This is a genomic window from Shewanella mangrovi (assembly GCF_000753795.1).
Lineage (GTDB): Bacteria > Pseudomonadota > Gammaproteobacteria > Enterobacterales > Shewanellaceae > Shewanella > Shewanella mangrovi.
This window is the reverse complement of the sequence record NZ_JPEO01000004.1, coordinates 84,949-103,969: the sequence shown is the minus strand read 5'-3', so window position 1 is coordinate 103,969 and position 19,021 is coordinate 84,949. Positions and strand designations below refer to the sequence as shown.

Here is a 19,021-nt window from a genome sequence, read left to right as displayed (position 1 = left end):
TAGCTAAAAAAGATGCAAAGGTAAGAAATAGGCAAAGAAAAAGGCGTCCAATGGACGCCTTTCTCAGAATCTGTGTGTTGGCAATTATTTTTTGCCCAGTACACCGAAACGTTTGTTGAACTTTTCGATACGACCACCGGTATCAACAACTTTCTGGGTACCAGTGTAGAATGGGTGACATGCACCACAAACGTCCAAATGCAGGTTTTTACCAGCAGTTGAGTGTACTTTGATCACGTTGCCACAAGTACAAGTAGCAGTGATTTCTGCGTATTCAGGATGGATACCTGGTTTCATTGGGATTACCTCAAGTTTAAGGCCATGTCGCTCTCCCAACCCGAAGTTGAGCACCACATGCGGTTAATACAGTTGTTTAGGGCGCAGGATATTACCGGATCATTGGGGGCAATACAAGCATTAAAGCAGCGCGTCAAACTTTTTCTCAGCGACCGTTTTATCGGCGTATTGCGCCAGTATACTTTCGCTCGGACAACGCAATTTTGCATCACTGCGCAGCGATGCTGGATTCCCCTGATAAAACGCCTGAGGGTTCGCCTCTAAAATGCCCAGCGCCGCCGCATAAATGTTGGTATGCCACTCTTTGGCATAGCGACTCGCCAAACGCCACAGGGTTTGTTTTCCGTCATATTCCAGTAAACAGCGCTGCTGCAGTTCAGGCAATTTGGCCTTAGCCGACGCTGATTGTATGGCGGCCTCAGCCGCCGCTGACTTTACCGCAGTAGTGGTGTTCACCTTCGGCGTTGCGATGACCTCAGTTGTGGCGTCAGAGCCGTTAACGTCTCGATATAATGATAGCTTTTTACCCGCAGGCGGATTACCAACTGGCACGCCATCGGCAAACAATGGCAAAGTGGCAACCTCCACCCACACTTGCTGCCGATACTCTTTTACCAATAACTGCGCCTTAGGGTCTGTCACCTCATCCACACCTTGCAACAGATACATAAAGTCATTGATACGATCAACCATCAACCGCTCAGCTCCCGCTTGTTGCTGCAGAATAAATTGAAAGCGGTCAGTATCGGTCGCATCAGACACAATATTGAGTTTCAGTAATGGAATTTTGCCTAAATCAAACAGGCGTTGATTAATACTGACATGTGAAGTGTCAGCCCAGCAGTTGTTAAACAGCATCACAACGGCAACGATGATGGAGCTCAGTAGATTAACTTGGCTTTTCATACAGTTCCTTGGTTCTGATTTTCTGCTTAAGGCACTGGCTCTAGCATAGTTCAATCGGTACACTGGCCAGCAGTATTCGTCCAGCAAACTTATCTTTTCCATGCCGCAATTTGCCGAAATCGCTCTTCCTGTCCCGTTACGGCAAAATTTTAGCTACCGCATACCTGACACTATTGCGCCAATGCCAACACAAGGTGTTCGCGTCGAAGTGCCATTTGGCCAGCAAAAAATGATCGGATTGGTAACCAATATCAGCGACACATGCGACCTGCCACCACAAAAGATTCGCAATATCACGCGCGTGCTGGATGATGAATCTTTGCTCAGTGAACCACTTTATAAACTCACCGAGTGGGCAGCAAGATATTATTTTTGTAGCCACGGCATGATGTTATCGCAAGCTATTCCGGTGGCACTGCGCAAAGGTGCTAGCGCCCAACCAGAAACCATCCGCTATTACGCCCTCACCGAAAAAGGCGAACAGTCGGATAGCAACAGTCTTGGCCGTGCCCACGCCCAGAAAAAAATTGTCGAACTGCTCAAAGGCAGCGAAGTAACGGTTGAGGAAGCGCAAGCACTGGAGTTGAGCGTCAGTGCATTAAAAGCGCTGCGTGAACGCGATTGGATTGATATCTACGAACGACCTGTCACCACTGATATCAGTTGGCGCGATGCGCTAAAGATGGGCGAAGCTCCGCATAAACTCAATAAACAGCAAGCGGTTGCAGTGGCGGCACTGAATCATCAACAAGGCTTTCATTGCTCCTTGTTAGAAGGCGTAACTGGCTCAGGCAAAACCGAAGTCTATCTGTCGTTGATTGAAACTGTGCTAAAAGCGGGTAAGCAAGCGCTGGTGTTGGTGCCAGAAATTGGCCTGACGCCACAGACCATCAACCGCTTTAAACATCGCTTCCAAGTCACTATCGCGGTGCTGCACTCAGGCCTGACCGATAAACAGCGCCTCGATGCTTGGCGTCAGGCTCGTAGCGGCGAAGCGGCAATCATCATTGGTACCCGTTCCGCATTGTTCACTCCGATGGCCTGGCCGGGAGTGATCATTCTCGATGAAGAACACGACAGCAGTTTTAAACAGCAAGAAGGCGTCGGTTATCACGCCCGCGACTTAGCGGTAATGCGTGGCCATCTGGAAGATATTCCAGTGGTGCTCGGCAGTGCCACGCCATCATTAGAATCGCTGCACAATGCTATTGCGGGCCGTTACCACCATCTGCAACTTAGCGAACGTGCAGGCTCTGCAGTAAAAGCGCGCCAAGGCGTAATTGATATTCGCAATCAGCCATTGCGCGGCGGCGTGTCACAAGCGCTATTTAATGAGATGCGTATTCATCTGCAAGCCGGTAACCAAGTGTTATTATTCCTCAACCGCCGTGGCTTTGCGCCAGCGCTGCTGTGCCATGAATGTGGTTATCTGCATGAATGCGACCGCTGCGATGCCTTTTTCACTTTGCATCAGTCGTTAGGCGAAATCCGTTGCCACCATTGCGGTAACCAGTATGCGATTCCCCGTCAGTGCCACAACTGCGGCAGCACCATGTTACAGGGGCAAGGCATTGGCACCGAGCAATTGGAAGGCATTCTCAGTAAAGAGTTTCCTGAGTATCCTGTCGTTCGTATTGACCGCGATACCACTAGTCGCAAAGGCTCGCTGGAACAACAACTCAACGCGATTCATCGCGGCAGCTTTCGTATTTTGGTGGGCACCCAAATGCTGGCCAAAGGCCACCATTTCCCCGACGTGACACTGGTGGCGCTGCTCGATGTCGATGGTGCCTTGTTTAGCGCAGATTTCCGCGCGCCGGAGCGCTTCGGCCAGTTGTATACCCAAGTGGCGGGCCGTGCAGGCCGTGCCAGTAAGCCAGGCACAGTGCTACTGCAAACCCATCAAAGCGATAACCCATTGCTGCAAGACCTACTGCAACGAGGTTATGGCGAGTTTGCCCGTTCGCAACTGGAAGAACGCCGTATGGCGCTATTGCCGCCAGTCTGGCATATGGTGTTGATCCGCGCCGAGGCCCATCAGGCAGAGGATGCAGAGAACTTTTTACGCGCCTTTGCTGAGCAATTGGGTCAGCATAAAGAACTGGAATTGATTGGCCCAATGCCGGCGCCGTTAGATCGTAAAGCAGGTTTTCATCGTCGCCATCTTTTGGTGCAAGCTGCTGATCGCCGCCTAATTCAGCAACTGTTCGAACATGCCCTGCCAATAGTAGAACAACTACCGCTGGCACGCCGCTGTCGCTGGAGTATCGATCGCGATCCGCAAGATCTGCTGTAACTTGCACAATAAAGGGGCAAAATTCGCGATAAAAATCGTCCATCCCATAGCTTTCGTATACGCTTAACCGCTAGAATGTACGGTTATTCCGTTATCAACCTATTTCAGTCGTCAGTGTCGATATAACGCCAATGAAAGCACATATTCAATCTTTGCTCGAACAAACCGTCTCCACCTTGAAACAACAAGGGATTATTCCCGCAGATGCCGCACCACGGATTCAGGTCGATCGCACCAAGGATAAAACGCATGGCGATTTAGCCACTAACTTAGCCATGATGTTGAGCAAAGCGGCCGGGAAAAACCCGCGTGAGCTGGCGACGCTGATTATCGACAATCTACCTGCATCATCTAACGTCACCAAAGTGGATATCGCCGGTCCAGGTTTTATCAACTTCTTCATTGATGAAAATGCTTTGGCGAACCAGCTGCAAGCAGCTATCAAGGATGACAAGTTGGGCATCCAACTGCCTGCAGCACAAACTGTCGTTGTGGATTACTCGTCACCAAACCTCGCCAAAGAGATGCACGTCGGCCACCTGCGTTCCACCATTATTGGTGATGCGGTAGTACGCGCTCTGGAATTCTTGAACCACAAGGTGATCCGCCAAAATCACGTTGGCGACTGGGGAACTCAGTTCGGTATGTTGCTGGCCTATATGGAAGAGCTGCGTGCTGCAAATGGTGAAGCCACCGAGATTGAACTGTCGGACTTAGAAACTTTCTACCGCGCGGCCAAAGTACGTTTTGATGAATCAGAAGAATTCGCCACCCGCGCCCGCCACTTGGTGGTTGAGCTGCAATCAGGCGATGAATACTGCAATAAGCTGTGGCGCGAATTTAACGACATCTCGCTAAGCCATTGCCACAAAGTATACGAGCGTTTAGGTGTGAGCCTGACCCGCGCTGATGTGCACGGCGAAAGTGCCTACAACGACGACTTAGCCCAGGTGGTTGCTGATTTGGATGCTCAAGGCCTGCTGTCGGAAAGCGATGGTGCCAAAGTTGTCTTCCAAGAAGAGTTCCGTAATAAAGAAGGCGAGCCACTGCCCGTCATTATCCAAAAGGCCGACGGTGGTTATCTGTATGCCACCACCGACTTAGCCGCCATGCGTTACCGCTCAAAAGTACTGAACGCCGATCGCGCATTGTACTTTGTTGATTTGCGCCAAGCGCTGCACTTCCAACAAGTGTTTAGCCTGGCTCGCACCGCCGGTTTTGTTCGCCCTGAAATGACACTGGAACACATGGGCTTTGGCACCATGAACGGTGAAGATGGTCGTCCATTCAAAACCCGTTCTGGCGGCGTCGTAAAGTTAGTCGATCTGCTTGATGAAGCGAATACTCGCGCCATTGAACTGGTACGCAGCAAAAATCCAGACATGGATGAAGCAACACTGGCAGAGATCGCCCGCGTGGTGGGTGTTGCCTCGGTGAAATATGCCGATCTGTCGAAAAACCGCAGCAGCGATTACATCTTTAGCTTCGACCAAATGCTCAGCTTTGAAGGTAACACCGCGCCATACCTGCTATACGCATACACCCGCGTGGTCGGTATCTTCAAGAAAGCCGCTGATGTCGATTTGAGCAATGCCCAAATTGCACTCAACGAAGAAAAAGAGAAAGAACTGGGCAACAAGCTGGCACAATTTGGTGAAGTACTGGCGCGAATGGTCGACAAGGGCCAACCGCACCTGTTGTGTACTTACCTGTATGAACTGGCCGGTGCCTTCTCTAGTTTCTACGAAGCCTGCCCAGTATTGGCGGCAGATAGTGACACTGAACGTGACAGCCGTTTATTGCTGGCACAATTGACCGCGAAGACCCTGAAGCAAGGGTTAGGTTTGTTGGGAATCGAGACTCTGGAGCGGATGTAACCGATGCGAAGCGACTATGCCAACAGCAAGCCGCGCAAACCTCGGCAGCGCGGTAAAAGCAAAGCCAGTAAGCCTGCGGCAGCGCCAGTGACACCGCATAAAGTGTCACCGCTGAAGCTCGTGGTCGGTTTAGCGGTAGTGGTCGCTTTTTTCTATGCGCTGTGGTTCTTAAAGCATGACGATACCGAAGCGGTAAGCAGCAATGGCACTGAGCAAAAAGTGGTGGAAGTAAAAGTACCAACCACCAGCAGCAAGCCAAAGGATGCCTTACCACCGAAGCCAAAAGAAGAATGGACCTATCAAAAAGAGCTGGAAAATAAGCAGGTTGAAGTAGACGTACCGGAAAAAGCGAATCAACCAACGCGTCCATATCAGATGCAATGTGGTTCTTTCCGTAAAGATTCACAGGCGCAGGAGCTGAAAGCCGTCATCGCCTTTCAGGGCTTAGAAGCGCAAGTGCGCAAGGTCAACGGCAGCAGTGGTGATTGGTACAAGGTGATTCTCGGACCATATGACCACAAACGCCAAGCGGAGCGCGACCGCCACACCTTGCAACGCGCGGGTGTTAACGGTTGTATGATCTGGTTCTGGCAGAGTTAACAGCTCTTTTACAAAAAAACCGCCTTTTTTGGCGGTTTTTTTATTTTTGCACTAAACCGAAATGAATTCGCCCCGCGGCGGTTGATATTGAGCAGCGTCTGCCCCATATAGTCCAGTATCACCCACTGGTTCACCCACCAGCATTTGAGAGGAAGTATCGTGACCACAATCGTATCAGTACGCCGCAATAATCAGGTTGTTATGGCGGGTGACGGTCAGGTTTCACTGGGAAACACCGTCATGAAAGGCAACGCGCGTAAAGTTCGCCGTCTGTACCACAACAAAGTGATTGCCGGATTTGCCGGTGGTACTGCCGATGCCTTCACCCTGTTTGAAAAATTTGAAGCGCAGCTGGAAATGCACCAAGGCCACTTAATGAAGGCCGCGGTTGAGCTCGCTAAAGAGTGGCGTACCGACCGCGCGCTGCGCAAACTGGAAGCGCTGCTGGCGGTTGCTGACCACTCAGCCTCGCTGATCATCACAGGTAATGGTGATGTATTGCAGCCAGAACACGATTTAATTGCCATCGGCTCCGGTGGTAACTACGCCCAGTCAGCTGCTATCGCACTGCTGGAAAATACTGAACTGAGTGCGCGCGACATCTGTGAAAAGTCGCTGACTATTGCTGGTGATATCTGTGTGTTCACCAACCAGTTCAAAACCATTGAAGAATTGAATTACTAAGCCGGAGCGTGAGGAAGTAACATGTCTGAAATGACCCCCCGCGAGATTGTCCATGAGCTGGACACCCACATTATCGGTCAGAATAAAGCCAAGCGTTCTGTGGCCATCGCCCTGCGTAACCGCTGGCGCCGTATGCAGCTCGATGATGCGCTGCGCCATGAAGTGACCCCCAAAAACATTCTGATGATTGGCCCCACCGGTGTCGGTAAAACTGAGATCGCCCGCCGTCTGGCGAAACTGGCTAACGCGCCGTTTATCAAAGTGGAAGCGACCAAATTCACCGAAGTGGGTTATGTCGGTAAAGAAGTGGATCAGATCATTCGCGATCTCACCGATACTGCGGTGAAAATGACCCGCGAACAGCAGATGAAAAAATGCCGCGTGCGCGCCGAAGAAGCCGCAGAAGAACGTGTGTTAGATGCACTGCTGCCCAAGCCAAAGAACGACTGGGACAGCGAAAAAGACGACCAATCGCATACCCGCCAAATCTTCCGCAAAAAACTGCGCGAAGGTCAGCTGGACGATAAAGAGATTGAAATCGACGTGATGGGCCCACAAGTGGGTGTGGAAATCATGGCACCTCCTGGCATGGAAGAGATGACCAACCAGCTGCAGAGCCTGTTCCAAAACATGGGCCAAACGCCAACCAAGCGCCGTAAGCTGAAAATCAAAGATGCCATGAAGCAGTTGACGGAAGAAGAAGCCGCCAAACTGGTGAATCAAGAAGATTTGAAAGACCAAGCGATTGAATTGGTTGAACAACACGGCATCGTGTTCTTGGATGAGATAGACAAAATCTGTAAGCGTGGCGAAAGCTCAGGCCCAGATGTATCCCGCGAAGGTGTGCAACGTGATCTGCTGCCATTGGTCGAAGGCTGCACCGTGAACACTAAGCACGGCATGGTAAAAACCGATCACATTCTGTTTATCGCCTCTGGTGCATTCCAGATGTCGAAACCCTCAGATCTGATCCCTGAATTGCAGGGCCGTTTACCTATCCGTGTAGAGCTGGACGCGCTGACCGCTGGTGACTTCAAACGTATTCTGACCGAGCCACATGCAGCCTTGACTGAGCAGTACAAAGCGCTGATGGCAACAGAAGGCGTTGAAATCAGCTTTAGCGAAGATGGTATTGACCGCATCGCCGAAGCCGCATTCCAAGTGAATGAAAGCACCGAAAACATCGGCGCTCGTCGTCTGCACACCATCATGGAACGTCTGATGGAAGATATCTCTTACGAGGCTTCTGATAAGTCAGGCACTAGCTATGTGATTGATGCCGAATATGTCAATGCGCATCTCGATACACTGGTACACGACGAAGATTTGAGTCGTTTCATTCTGTAACGCAACGGCCGCACAGACCGAAAAACGGCGCTTTTCAGCGCCGTTTTTATTTGCCCCCTGACTACTCCCCTTTCACACAATTTCGTCCAGCTTGTTTCGCTCGCGTTAACGCTTGGTCGGCGCGTTCGAGTAGCAGTGCTTGATGGTCATCGACCTCGTGCATTTTTGCGACGCCAATTGAACAACTTACCATTGGCAGTTCCGGCATGCCTTTAATAGTGAGTTGCTGCGCGACGCAGCTACGGATCCGCTCGGCAATCGTTAACGCCTCACCGTACTGAGTTTGTGGCAGTAACAACATAAAGCAATCGCCCTCAAAGCGCGCAAAGCCGTCAGAATGACGAATACAGCGATGCACTATCTCCACCATATTCCGCAGCAATTGATCACCAAGCGCATGACCAAAATCGTCATTAATCTGTTTGAACAGATCTAAATCGATAACCATTAATGACAGCGGCGCCTGTATAACGCGACAGTGTTGAAATTCTTGCGCCAATAACTCATCAAAAGCACGGCGATTCAGTATGCCGGTTAAGCTATCTAGCTGCGCCAGACGAGTGAGTTCCTGATTCTTGGCATTGAGCTTATCTGTCATGCGCGAGATAAAGCACATCAGTCTTTGTAACCTATTCAGGTTACGTGACATTTTGACATCGGATCGAGCCTTTACCTGCAAAGATTCAGCGCGCAGCGGTGGTGCGGGTTGTTCACTGAAGGCGACCGAAACGATGGTGGCATTGAGCACATCCTGCGGCAGATTAGCGGTATCAAATTCCCCAAAGCTGAAGAAGCCCGCCACCGGCGCAAGCTCTTCAAACGGTTGAATTTCAGCGCGCTGATCATCTTGTAGAAACGACTGGCGGCAACAGCAGGAAAAGACCAAAATGCCCTCGGGTGCAAACTGCAGTAACTCCTCTCTGGCATAACTCAAATCACTGAGAATAGTATTCACATCACCATAGCCAAATTGCACCGCATCCCCGGGGGCTAGCGGCGCCAGAAACACCAATTCATGTTGTTTCCCTACCGCGACAGGCACACGTGCTACCATCTTGCCGCCATGATTCACCATCAACGGAAACTCCATTGCCGCACTAAAAAAGCCCTCTTTTTCAATGCCAATAAAATAATGGTACAGGTCGTAGGCGGGGATATTATCGATAGTGCCGACGGTATCGCCATCGGCCTGAGTAACGGTCATCACTTCACCAAAGGGCGTCCAACCAAGGTAGTTAAACGTTTGAATGCGCAGTGACTCGCCATAAAACGCAACCACTACAGCCCCGGCTCGACAACTATGTTGTTCAAACACCACTTCGGTCGACAGATTCTGATTAAAATCGCCTGCCAGCCCGCCAAAAATAGGCACATTCACCAGCTCATCACTCATACCGCGCAACAGCTGCGTCGTGGCGATTTTGGTGGGGTTAGCCAGTAATAGCACCCCCTGAATATCACGCTGTTGTAGTGCCAATGCCGCCGCTATTTGCCGCCCCTGCTGATATTCATGGCCATCATCACAGGTGAGCATTTGCGCTTGAAACTCAGCATGTTCGAAACGCAGTAAGGAGATCACCGTACTGTTGAACATGTAGCGCTCGCTACAGACAATGCCCATTGCCGAGCAACCGACCACAGTGACATTGGGCATCACCTTATGCAACTGCTCAGCGAGCGTCTTGAGCCAACCCGGCTGCGGATTCTTGCTGTAGATTTGCGCCAGAACGTTGCCTTGGGGGTATTTAGCACTCCATGCCTGCAATTGCCGCAATTCATGCTTTAACTGAATTTGCGATTGCACGGTAAGAACAACATGCTCCATCGACGCCTCCTGTTAACACCAGCTGCTCAGCATTGAGCGCTTAGGTTATGCGCTACTCAGCAGTATAGTTCAGGAAACGGCGCACTCGGTGTTCATACCCCAGCGCGAGTAATGGATAACGCGTTGGAAAGATTGGGTTAGCTACGCTGCCAGCGATGCTTTTTGCCAAAGCCGAGCAGATTGTTGGTCATCTTGATGGTCTGTAGCTCTAACTGCCATAGCGGCGCAGATTTAACACGTGCGATAGGAAAATGTTCACAATAACCTTGTTTGATACGGTCATATTCTTGCTCGCAAACCCGCCGGGCAAGCGCACTAAATTGGATACCTTGGATCTTGGCCACGTTGCGCGTTTGTGCTGCTACCGTGCCCGCAACCTCTGGCTTAGCTAACATGGCTTGTGTATGACGGCTGTCATCGGCGGTCATGAGATAGCAGCTCGCGGTGGCGTTATCGTAAAAATAGAAACAGCTGGCACACCACACGCCTTCGTCATCGACGGTGGCCAGTGTTAGCACATGCTGCTCAGAGAGATACTTCACAATAGCGCTTGGGACTTCATTCAACATACTGACTCAACAACTTGGCACTCAGAAAGCTTAAGTCTAAAACAGCACTACCGATGCACCAACCTTTACCGCAACAACTTTTGAAAGCTGGACACAGGCTCTTTATCATAGACGCTTTATTTAGCGCGACTCAGGTAAGCCCCTCAATGAAATTACAACTGCTCTCAACCGACATCTATCAGCAACTCTATCGTGATATTCGCGAATTTCGCCATACCTTCGATCTGGCGGTGGCCGATGCTACCTCGCTCGATGAGCAGCAGGACAGCTTGCATACATCACTGATCACAGAAGAGTTAACCGAACTCGCTGAAGCGCAGGATCTGGTCGAGCAAGCCGATGCCATTGTGGATAGCGTTTACGTGCTGATGGGACGTTTGGTGCATCTTGGTATCGAGACCAGCGCGGATGATAAAACCGGTATCAGCTATATGATCGATATTTTGCTGCAAGTAGCCCACGCGCGCGGCATCGACTTCATCACCTGCTGGAATGAAGTTCATAGCAGCAACATGAGTAAAGTCTGTCGTAGCGAGCAGGAATTAAATGACACCATCGCCCACTACGCCACACAAGGTATCAAGATTGAAGGCGTTACCAAGGGCGATTATCTGATTGCCAAATGCGCGGAAGATTGTCAGTTACAGGGCAAACTGGTGCGCCGTGGTAAGGTGTTGAAATCGGTCTATTACCGTCCGGCCAACTTAGCCGCATTCGTCAATATGTAGCGCCGAATAAGCACATGAAAAAGGGGCGAAATCGCCCCTTTTGCTTATCCATAGCGCCACTAACGCATCTGTAAAATAATCACGTCGCTGCTGGCAGGATCTGTATCGTGCCGCATCGCCTGCACCTCATCCACCGCCACATCACCGCCATGATTGCCCCACGTGGTGCGAATGAATGACAACACGTCGGCAATCTCTTGGTCCGATAGCTGTTGGCGGAACGGCGGCATACGATAAGCGTCTGGTACACCTTGACTGACAATGCGGCTCGAACCATTCAAGGTGATATTGATGGCCGAGGCGTCGTGATGTGTCAGCATTGAGGTAGCGCCCGCCAATGGTGGGATCCACTGCTCGCGCCCCATGCCATCGCTGCCGTGGCAAGCTGCGCAGCGTGTCATGTAAGTATGAGCTCCGGGCTGGGTTGCCATCTCGGTGGAGACTGTCGTCGGTTGATGTTGCCACGCTTTACCGTCCAGTTGCGGATTGCTCGGCAGCGATTTTAGATAATGGGCAATCGCGTACAGATCGTCGTCCGACATAAACTGGGTCGAGTTATTGTAGGCATCGGTCATGGAGCCATACACCACCGCATGTTTGTTGCGACCATTTTTTAGGAACTGATAGATATCCTCATCACTCCAGCGACCAACCCCAATATTGATGTCGTTACGTAGGCTGGGCGCATACCAACCATCTAAAAGCGCACCAGCAAGGAATTGCTCACTTGACTCATCCAAGGCTTTTTCCTGCATAGCCAAGCCGCGTGGCGTATGGCAACTACCACAGTGGCCAGGACCTTGTACGAGGTAAGCGCCGCGATTCCACTTTTCGTCTTTATCTGCTTGCGGCTGATAACTTCCACCATCGGTGAACAGCACACTCCAAAAGGCGAGTGGCCAACGCATATTCAGCGGCCAAGGGATTTCACTACTGTGATTGACCTGCGCCACGGGTGCGACGCCATGCATAAAGTAAGCGTATAGCGCCTTCACATCATCATCATGGAGCTTGGCATAAGATGGATAAGGCATTGCTGGATAGAGTCGATGACCGTCAGGCGCAACGCCATGACGCAACACACGATCAAAATCCGCCAACGAGTAATTACCGATACCAGTTTGCTTATCAGGAGTGATGTTGGTGGAATATATCGCCCCGATCGGCGTCGCCATTTTTAAACCACCACTAAAGGCGGGCTGTTCGGGAATCGTGTGGCAAGCAACACAGTCACTCAGACGCGCCACATATTCCCCTTGTTGAATTAACGCTGCCGATGGCACAGCGGCCGATTGCGCCGCAAATGGCGAATCGGGCGTACGATTACTCAGCCAAACCGCGCCCACGATGATGACAATGACCACCACTAAGGTTAATTTTTTCACCGAATCCTCTTCTATGTCTGTCCTATCGAGAAGTGTCTAGCAAATGTCGAGCTCAGCTTTAACCTTGCAACGACTCACGCGACAACGGCATGCTGCGAATACGACGTCCCAAGAGTTGGGAAACGGCATTAACCACCGCTGGTGGCACAGATGGCAGCCCCGGCTCACCGATCCCCCCCATTTTGGCGCCACTTTCGACAATGCTGACATGTACTTTCGCCATCTCGTATGGCCGCAAAATAGGATACATATCGTAGTTGCGTGCCAACGGCTTACCGTTTTTGTAGACCACTTCTTCCATCAACACCTGTGACAGTCCCAACGCAACGGCCGAGTTCACCTGTGCTTCAATAATGGCAGGATTCACAATAGAACCGGGATCGATCGCTTCCCACACATGGTGCACACGTACCGTGCCGTTCTCGATAGAGACCTCAGCGATAGACGCCGCCTCAGTGCCGAATGGAGACGCCATGGCGATACCACGAGCACGTTTACTACCATCTTCTGCAGTAAAGGGGCCGCGTTTCCAACCACCAGCAGACTGCACGACGACATCCAGCAGATGCGACAGACGCGGATTATCTTTTAGCAATTGTTTCCGCATTTCATATGGATCGACACCAGCCTTGTCCGCCACTTCATCCAAAAAGCACTCATACACAAAATCATTCATCGAGTTCCCCACCGAACGCCAGTAAGCCAGCATGGTCGGGTTCTTCACGTAATCCTGAGCAATACGCACATTGGGAATTTCATAGGACTTGCCCGCGAGTCCCTCTACCGCAGTTTCATCGACTTTCTGTGGATTATGACCATAGATGCCTTCAGTCGGACCTTCACAGGACGAAATCACTTCTAATGCGACCGGCGCCTTATCCTGCAATGCCGCTCGCAAACGCACCGCTGCCATCGGCCGTAATGGATCGCGCAGAAACTCCTCCTCACGACTCCAAATCAGTTTCACTGGCTTACCGATTTTTCTTGCTAGTTCAATCGCTTGCGGATAAGGATTGGCGGTATTGTAGAGAAAATGACGGCCAAAGAAGCCGCCCAAAATCGGCGAGTTAATGGTGATCTTGTTCGCTGGCAATCCGGTACGCTTGGCAACATCGGCGAGGAACATATCCGGCGCTTGGTTAGGCAACCACAGTTCCAATGCGCCATTATCATCAAAGCGCGCCAAGGCTGATGGTGGCTCTAACTGAGCATGATGCACGTATTGAGTACGATAGGTAGCGCTCACCAGCGCTTCTGGCGCTGCGGCATCCAACAGTTTTACCGCATCACCTTTGGCCTCAGCGTCCTGTCCTTTGTCAGTACGTTTTGCCAACAGCTCGCTAAACGCTTCGCTGGAAAAGTCAGCTGGCATGTGCCGCACATTGTTTTGCTCTTCACCTTTCGCCGCTTGCCAGTCTACCTGCACTGCTTCGGCAGCACGTTTGGCATCCCACCAATGTGGTGCCACCACCGCAACTGCACCTGCGCCCTCTAAAATATGCACCGAATGCACGCCCCGCATCGCTTTCACTTGGGCCAGATTGAGAATATCGCCCACCGTCATGCCTAAACGTGGCGCATGTTGTACCGCAGCGTGCAACATGCCATCTACTTTCATATCAATGGAATACTGCGCCTTACCGGTCGATTTTTCGTAAACATCAATACGCTCAACTGACTTACCTATCCAACGGAAATCCTTAGGATCTTTCAGACTCACACTATCAGGATCGGGCACAGGTAAATCTAATGCCTTGCTGGCCAGTTCGCCGTAGGTCAGCGAGCGGTTTGAGGCGCCATGTAATACCTTGCCCGGCTCAGTGGTTAACTCGGTAATCGCCACTTTCCATTCGGTGGCTGCTGCTTGTAGCAACATTTGTCGCGCTAATGCCCCCAGCCGGCGCATCACCGGATAACTAAAACGCACCGACATACTGCCGCCAGTAATGCGTCCGGGCCCGGCAATCATTACCTGAAAATCTGCCCCAGTTGGCGCATTTTCCACAATGAAGCTGGCGGGATCGGCATCTAACTCTTCTCCCACAATCTGCGCCATGGCGGTAAAGATCCCCTGTCCGCCTTCTACAAATGGGCTCTGGAAGTAGATCTGATTATCTGGGGTGATTTGCAAAAAGGCTGGCACGCGCGTGCCAGCAGGCAACTGCTGTTGCTCGGCAGCTCGCGCCTGACGCAAAGGTATTCCTACCCCTAACACCAGCGCACCCGCCGCTAACCCTGCGGATGACAGCAGAAAACGACGGCGCGACACATTGACGGGGACTTCTTGGGTGAGTTCGGCAAATTGCCCATCAACCGATTGAGTTAACGGTTTCATGCGGTGCCCTCCACTTTGGCTTCTTTCGCAAGCTCATCGATTGCGGCTTCAATCGCGTTGTAGGTACCACAACGACACAAGTTACCCATTGCCGCCGAAATTTCCTCGTGGGTCGGGTACGGCGTAGCTTTCAGTAATGCGGTGGCGGCCATTACCTGCCCAGATTGGCAGTAGCCGCATTGCGGCACCTGATGGTTTACCCACGCATTCACCACGCGTTTGCCGACATCATCTTGTTCAATCGCTTCAATGGTGATGATTTGCTTACCTTCAGCATAAGACGCAGGCATGACGCAGGAGCGCACCACCTCGCCGTCGATCAACACTGAACAAGCACCACACTGTGCTAAACCACAACCGTATTTTGTACCGGTCATGCCAAGATTGTCGCGAATTACCCACAGTAACGGGGTATCTTCGGCAACATCGACATCATAAGTTTGCTGATTGATCTGAAGTTTCATGTCGTTCCAAAGCTCCATATTTGCTCGACAGACAGCCGTCGCGCTGACGAAAATAATGCGTGTTGTTAGTATGTTTGGATGCTGTCATTCCGCACTGGAAATGACCTAATTTGAAGCCAGCGCTGCTCTACTACACTGGCTGGTTGCAACCGGGAAACACCGTGCAATTAAGTCGCGACGGTCAAAAGATAACGATAAGTCTAGCTGACAAATGCTAAATTTGTGCGCCACATAACACAATCCTGAATTGCCAATTAGATTTAAAATTGCTAGGAAAGCTTTTTATTTAACAGAGTGTTGCTTAGGAATACAATCAAATCGCATTCATAATATTGATGAATTGATTTCATTAATGAACCGATGAGAGTAGTAGCTAGCTGCTGGAAAGGAATTAGGGCGCTTTGCCAACGGGTTAAACCACAAGTGCTGCAACACCTGCCCAACCTCTGCGACATACGGCCGACAAGCGCCCTGAAAATGTACCAGGGTTGGATGTTAGCCTGCTTCTGGATTAAGAAAACCTGTGATATCGGCATCAGATAAGGTGATGCCATAAAACTCTCGGTAGAAAGCAGCGGTTTCTCGATGCATATCGATATCAGCAAAGGCAGTTGGATACAGTGTTTTTGCTAACCACAAAAACTGCAGCGCCTCTTCTGATGTTTCACGGCACCACCAAAACAATCCCCGTGGATTGGCATATACCCGCGCTTGCTGCACTGCTTTGACGCTACGCCAACGCGGATCCTGCTTAATGCTTGCCACATCGCGCGCCCGCATACTGACAATCACATCCGGCTGAGCTGCCAACACTGCCTCAATATTGACGTTGGCACTGCCATGATGCACATCCAGCAGTGACCAGTCTTCAGCGACGTTGATAGCGCCGGCCAAATCAATCCAATCTTGATTGAGTGATGGTCGCCCAGAGGTGGTTAACGGGGTTCCCGAGGCCACATATACACGCAGACGTTGCGCCACCGGAATCTTCGCCAAACGTTCCGCCACCAGTGCTTTGTTGCGAGCGAAATAGTCCTGATAAGCTTTCGCCTTCGCTGCCGCCTCAGGCCCCAAAATTTCCCCAGTCAGTACTACTCGTTCCACTAAACGCGCCATCGAGTTGGCGCTGAAACTCGCCACCGCAATGCCAGCCGCTTCAAGCTGTGCTTGCTTGGTTTGCGGAAAGCCTGCCGAGACAAACATGATATCCGGCTGTAAACGCAGCAACTGCTCAACATTGACTTCAGCTGCGCCGCCAAGCGAGCTTAGTTCAGTATTCTGGATACTCGGAACGAACTTTTGAAAAGCTGGCGTACTGCGGGCATAGCGCGTTGTGGCGACAATCTTATCGCCAAAGCCCAGCATTGCCAGCACCGAGTTTTGGCCTCCCAACTGGTCGCTACACGGGTAACTTGTGTCGGCACAGTCACGCTATGACCATGATATTCCACGGTGCGGGTCGCGGTCGCCCACCCCAGCGAGGGCAGCACCAATAACAGAGCCAAACAAGCCCGACCAAGACAAGAGTAATACGCCATAAAACAATCCATATTGTTGCTGTTACGCGCCGCGACGATACCTGCATACAACTATGCGACGAACACAAGATAACGATATATAATTTAGTATATAACGGTAGAGTAATTTGCACCGATGAGCAATGGCAAATCTCAGCGGTGATGAAAAAACGTGGGCAACATCGATACCCTTAGCTGACGGGAAACACGCGGCGGGACATTTTGATACAAGCTGACAGCAATAGATGAACGTTGAAATGTGACGAATAAGAAAAAAGGTGACGTTAATTCGCCACCTTTGTTAAACACAAGCCGCTATCGCTTAATCGGCTTGCAGCTCGCTGGTTTTCCACCACATCACAAAGGTGCGACTGGCGCAGAACAAGCGGAAGCCCTGCTCGTTGGCAGTGAGGCGTTTATCCACATTGGCGCGATACTGTGCCTCTTTGTCCGCCGGAATATCACCCACAAAGCGCATGGCCTCATAAGCTTCTTCACGACTGGCAAACTGCGCTTCATAGCCGTCATCCACAATACGAATATTCGGTTCGGCGCCCATGTCGTACAACATATTAAAAGTGATGTTGTAGCCAAAGTTACGGTCATTGGCATGCGGAACTGGCGGCGTATCAATTACGCCCTGTAAAAAGCTTAATTGGATTTCTCGCAGACTGGGGGCGTTGGCAAAGCTCATCACCACCGCGTATTTACGGGCGATTTTGTTCAGCTTAAGCAGATCAGAAAAGCCGACTGAACGCGATGCCACCGCAATATCGTGTATGCCGATTTGCTCGATTGCATCGTCACTGTTCCAGTCTTGCAGTTTTGGCGTGATATTGCTGATCCCCGCCAAACTCGCATTATGCATGCAACGACTGAGCATATTATCAAAGGCATCGACACTGGTGACGCTTTGCGCTTTTTGTGCCATCGGTACCGACAAACGACCAGGCCCGCAACCGATATCCACTACAGTATCGTCAGCAGTGATCGGCATGCAATCGACCTGCATCTGAGTGTAACGACGCTCCAGTTTCGCCATGCCGTCATACATATCGGTAATCTGGTTCCAATTAAATTTGGCCATCTGACCGTTGTTCATGGGTGCCATCATGCGCTCACGTAACAAGCGCCAATTCACTAATCCTGTCATTACAACTCCTAATTAATTCCAGCCTTTGCGGGCACGGTGCAGCACCAATAAAAACAGCGGTAAGCCGAGACACTCAGTCACAATGCCAATCGGAATTTCCACCACACTAAAGCCACGGGCGAGGCAATCAGCCAGCAACAGGAAGATTGCGCCGAGCATAATGCTCACTGGCATTAAGCGGCTGTTTTCCGGCCCCACCAACATGCGGGCAATATGCGGTGCAATTAAGCCAACCCAACCGACCATTCCGGCAATTGACACCGACAACGCTGACGCCATCGTCGCTGCGATAATCACGCCATAGCGCACCAGATTAACCGGTACGCCGAGTGCACGCGCTTCTTCATCGCCCATCGACATTGCATCTAATGCGCGGCCAAAGCCCCACAGCACCAGCACTGCCAACAACATCGGCGGCAACAACCACAACACATCCGACAGCCCTGACATGCCAAGACTGCCCATCAACCAGTAGACGATTGAGGGCAACTCGTCCTGCGGATCGGCGGCAAACTTTACTAACGACAGCAGGGCGCTGAATAATGCACTGCTGATGATGCCACCGAGCAATAGCGTAATCATCGAACCACCACCAAAGATCAGCCCAATCGCCACTCCGATACCGACGGCTAACAATCCAAAGGCAAAGGCCATGATTTGGATTACCATCCAGTTGCCATGAAACAACATGCCGAGCGTCGCGCCAAAGGACGCCCCCGCCAGTACGCCGAGCATACCGGGCGATACCAACGGATTACGGAACACCGCCTGAAATGCCGCACCGGAGCCAGATAACGCCATCCCCACTAAGATGGCACCAATCACGCGCGGTAAGCGCACATCCAGCAGAATATTCGACAGAATACTTTGACGCTCATCCGTCAGCGTCGTCAGCCCGAGATGGCTACCGACAAAACGACAAATTTCCAGCATGGAGATGGGATAGTTCCCAAGCGACAGGGCAAACAGCATCATGGCCAGTAATAACAACAGCAGTGCTGCCAGTTGCCCGTTAAAGCGGGAGAAAAAATGGGACAT

The 19,021-nt window shown here is 51.2% G+C and carries 16 protein-coding genes; 6 read left to right on the top strand and 10 right to left on the bottom strand.

The genetic code is table 11. The features are described from left to right. Nucleotides 1-84: 84 nt before the first annotated feature. Together rpmE and HR45_RS07900 are read right to left on the bottom strand one after the other, a co-directional pair. A complete protein-coding gene (rpmE, locus tag HR45_RS07905) occupies nt 85-297 on the bottom strand; it encodes a 50S ribosomal protein L31 (RefSeq protein WP_037441662.1) in 213 nt (70 codons plus the stop codon). Nucleotides 298-417: 120 nt separating this feature from the next. Then, nucleotides 418-1,203 carry a LysM peptidoglycan-binding domain-containing protein gene (locus tag HR45_RS07900; RefSeq protein ID WP_037441661.1) on the bottom strand — a complete coding sequence of 262 codons (786 nt, stop codon included), beginning with the start codon at nt 1,201-1,203 and terminating at the stop codon, nt 418-420. Between the two features lie 100 nt (nt 1,204-1,303). Between HR45_RS07900 and priA the strand changes: the two genes are divergently transcribed. The 5 genes from priA (at nt 1,304) to hslU (ending at nt 8,007) form a co-directional block, all read left to right on the top strand. Next, entirely contained in the window at nt 1,304-3,499 is a 2,196-nt protein-coding gene (gene priA, locus HR45_RS07895; protein WP_037441660.1) for a primosomal protein N', read from the top strand. A 131-nt stretch (nt 3,500-3,630) separates the two neighbouring features. Further along, the gene (argS, locus tag HR45_RS07890) at nt 3,631-5,376 is read left to right on the top strand and encodes an arginine--tRNA ligase (protein WP_037441659.1); all 1,746 of its coding nucleotides are present in this window, start codon (nt 3,631-3,633) and stop codon (nt 5,374-5,376) included. A gap of 3 nt (nt 5,377-5,379) precedes the next feature. Continuing rightward, complete coding sequence (locus HR45_RS07885; RefSeq protein WP_037441657.1) at nt 5,380-5,976, top strand: SPOR domain-containing protein; 597 nt, start codon at nt 5,380-5,382, stop codon at nt 5,974-5,976. A 159-nt stretch (nt 5,977-6,135) separates the two neighbouring features. Beyond that, entirely contained in the window at nt 6,136-6,660 is a 525-nt protein-coding gene (gene hslV, locus HR45_RS07880; protein WP_037441655.1) for an ATP-dependent protease subunit HslV, read from the top strand. Nucleotides 6,661-6,681: 21 nt separating this feature from the next. After that, nucleotides 6,682-8,007 (top strand): ATP-dependent protease ATPase subunit HslU, encoded by a 1,326-nt coding sequence (hslU, locus tag HR45_RS07875; protein ID WP_037441653.1) that lies wholly within the window; start codon nt 6,682-6,684, stop codon nt 8,005-8,007. 61 nt (nt 8,008-8,068) lie between these two features. On the opposite strand, the gene HR45_RS07870 is transcribed toward hslU, so the two are convergent. Next, on the bottom strand, nt 8,069-9,832 hold the full coding sequence (locus HR45_RS07870) for a sensor domain-containing diguanylate cyclase (RefSeq protein ID WP_037441652.1): 1,764 nt from the start codon (nt 9,830-9,832) through the stop codon (nt 8,069-8,071). A 137-nt stretch (nt 9,833-9,969) separates the two neighbouring features. Beyond that, on the bottom strand, nt 9,970-10,401 hold the full coding sequence (locus HR45_RS07865; protein WP_037441650.1) for a YhbP family protein: 432 nt from the start codon (nt 10,399-10,401) through the stop codon (nt 9,970-9,972). A gap of 146 nt (nt 10,402-10,547) precedes the next feature. On the opposite strand from HR45_RS07865, the gene HR45_RS07860 reads away from it, so the two are divergent. Then, entirely contained in the window at nt 10,548-11,129 is a 582-nt protein-coding gene (locus HR45_RS07860; protein ID WP_037441647.1) for a nucleoside triphosphate pyrophosphohydrolase family protein, read from the top strand. A gap of 59 nt (nt 11,130-11,188) precedes the next feature. Here the strand turns inward: HR45_RS07860 and HR45_RS07855 are convergent, their stop codons facing one another. From HR45_RS07855 to HR45_RS07830, 6 genes are all read right to left on the bottom strand, one after another. Continuing rightward, on the bottom strand, nt 11,189-12,514 hold the full coding sequence (locus HR45_RS07855) for a c-type cytochrome (RefSeq protein WP_052074597.1): 1,326 nt from the start codon (nt 12,512-12,514) through the stop codon (nt 11,189-11,191). A 58-nt stretch (nt 12,515-12,572) separates the two neighbouring features. Continuing rightward, complete coding sequence (locus HR45_RS07850; RefSeq protein WP_037441643.1) at nt 12,573-14,849, bottom strand: xanthine dehydrogenase family protein molybdopterin-binding subunit; 2,277 nt, start codon at nt 14,847-14,849, stop codon at nt 12,573-12,575. Beyond that, nucleotides 14,846-15,313, bottom strand: coding sequence for a (2Fe-2S)-binding protein (locus HR45_RS07845; protein WP_037441640.1), 468 nt, complete (start codon nt 15,311-15,313; stop codon nt 14,846-14,848). Before HR45_RS07845 ends, HR45_RS07850 begins: the two co-directional genes overlap by 4 nt. Nucleotides 15,314-15,808: 495 nt before the next feature. Further along, entirely contained in the window at nt 15,809-16,678 is an 870-nt protein-coding gene (locus HR45_RS07840; protein ID WP_052074596.1) for an ABC transporter substrate-binding protein, read from the bottom strand. 474 nt (nt 16,679-17,152) lie between these two features. Beyond that, entirely contained in the window at nt 17,153-17,983 is an 831-nt protein-coding gene (locus HR45_RS07835; protein WP_037441638.1) for a class I SAM-dependent methyltransferase, read from the bottom strand. 12 nt (nt 17,984-17,995) lie between these two features. Further along, nucleotides 17,996-19,021: a FecCD family ABC transporter permease gene (locus HR45_RS07830; RefSeq protein ID WP_052074595.1), complete on the bottom strand. Its 1,026-nt coding sequence runs from the start codon at nt 19,019-19,021 to the stop codon at nt 17,996-17,998.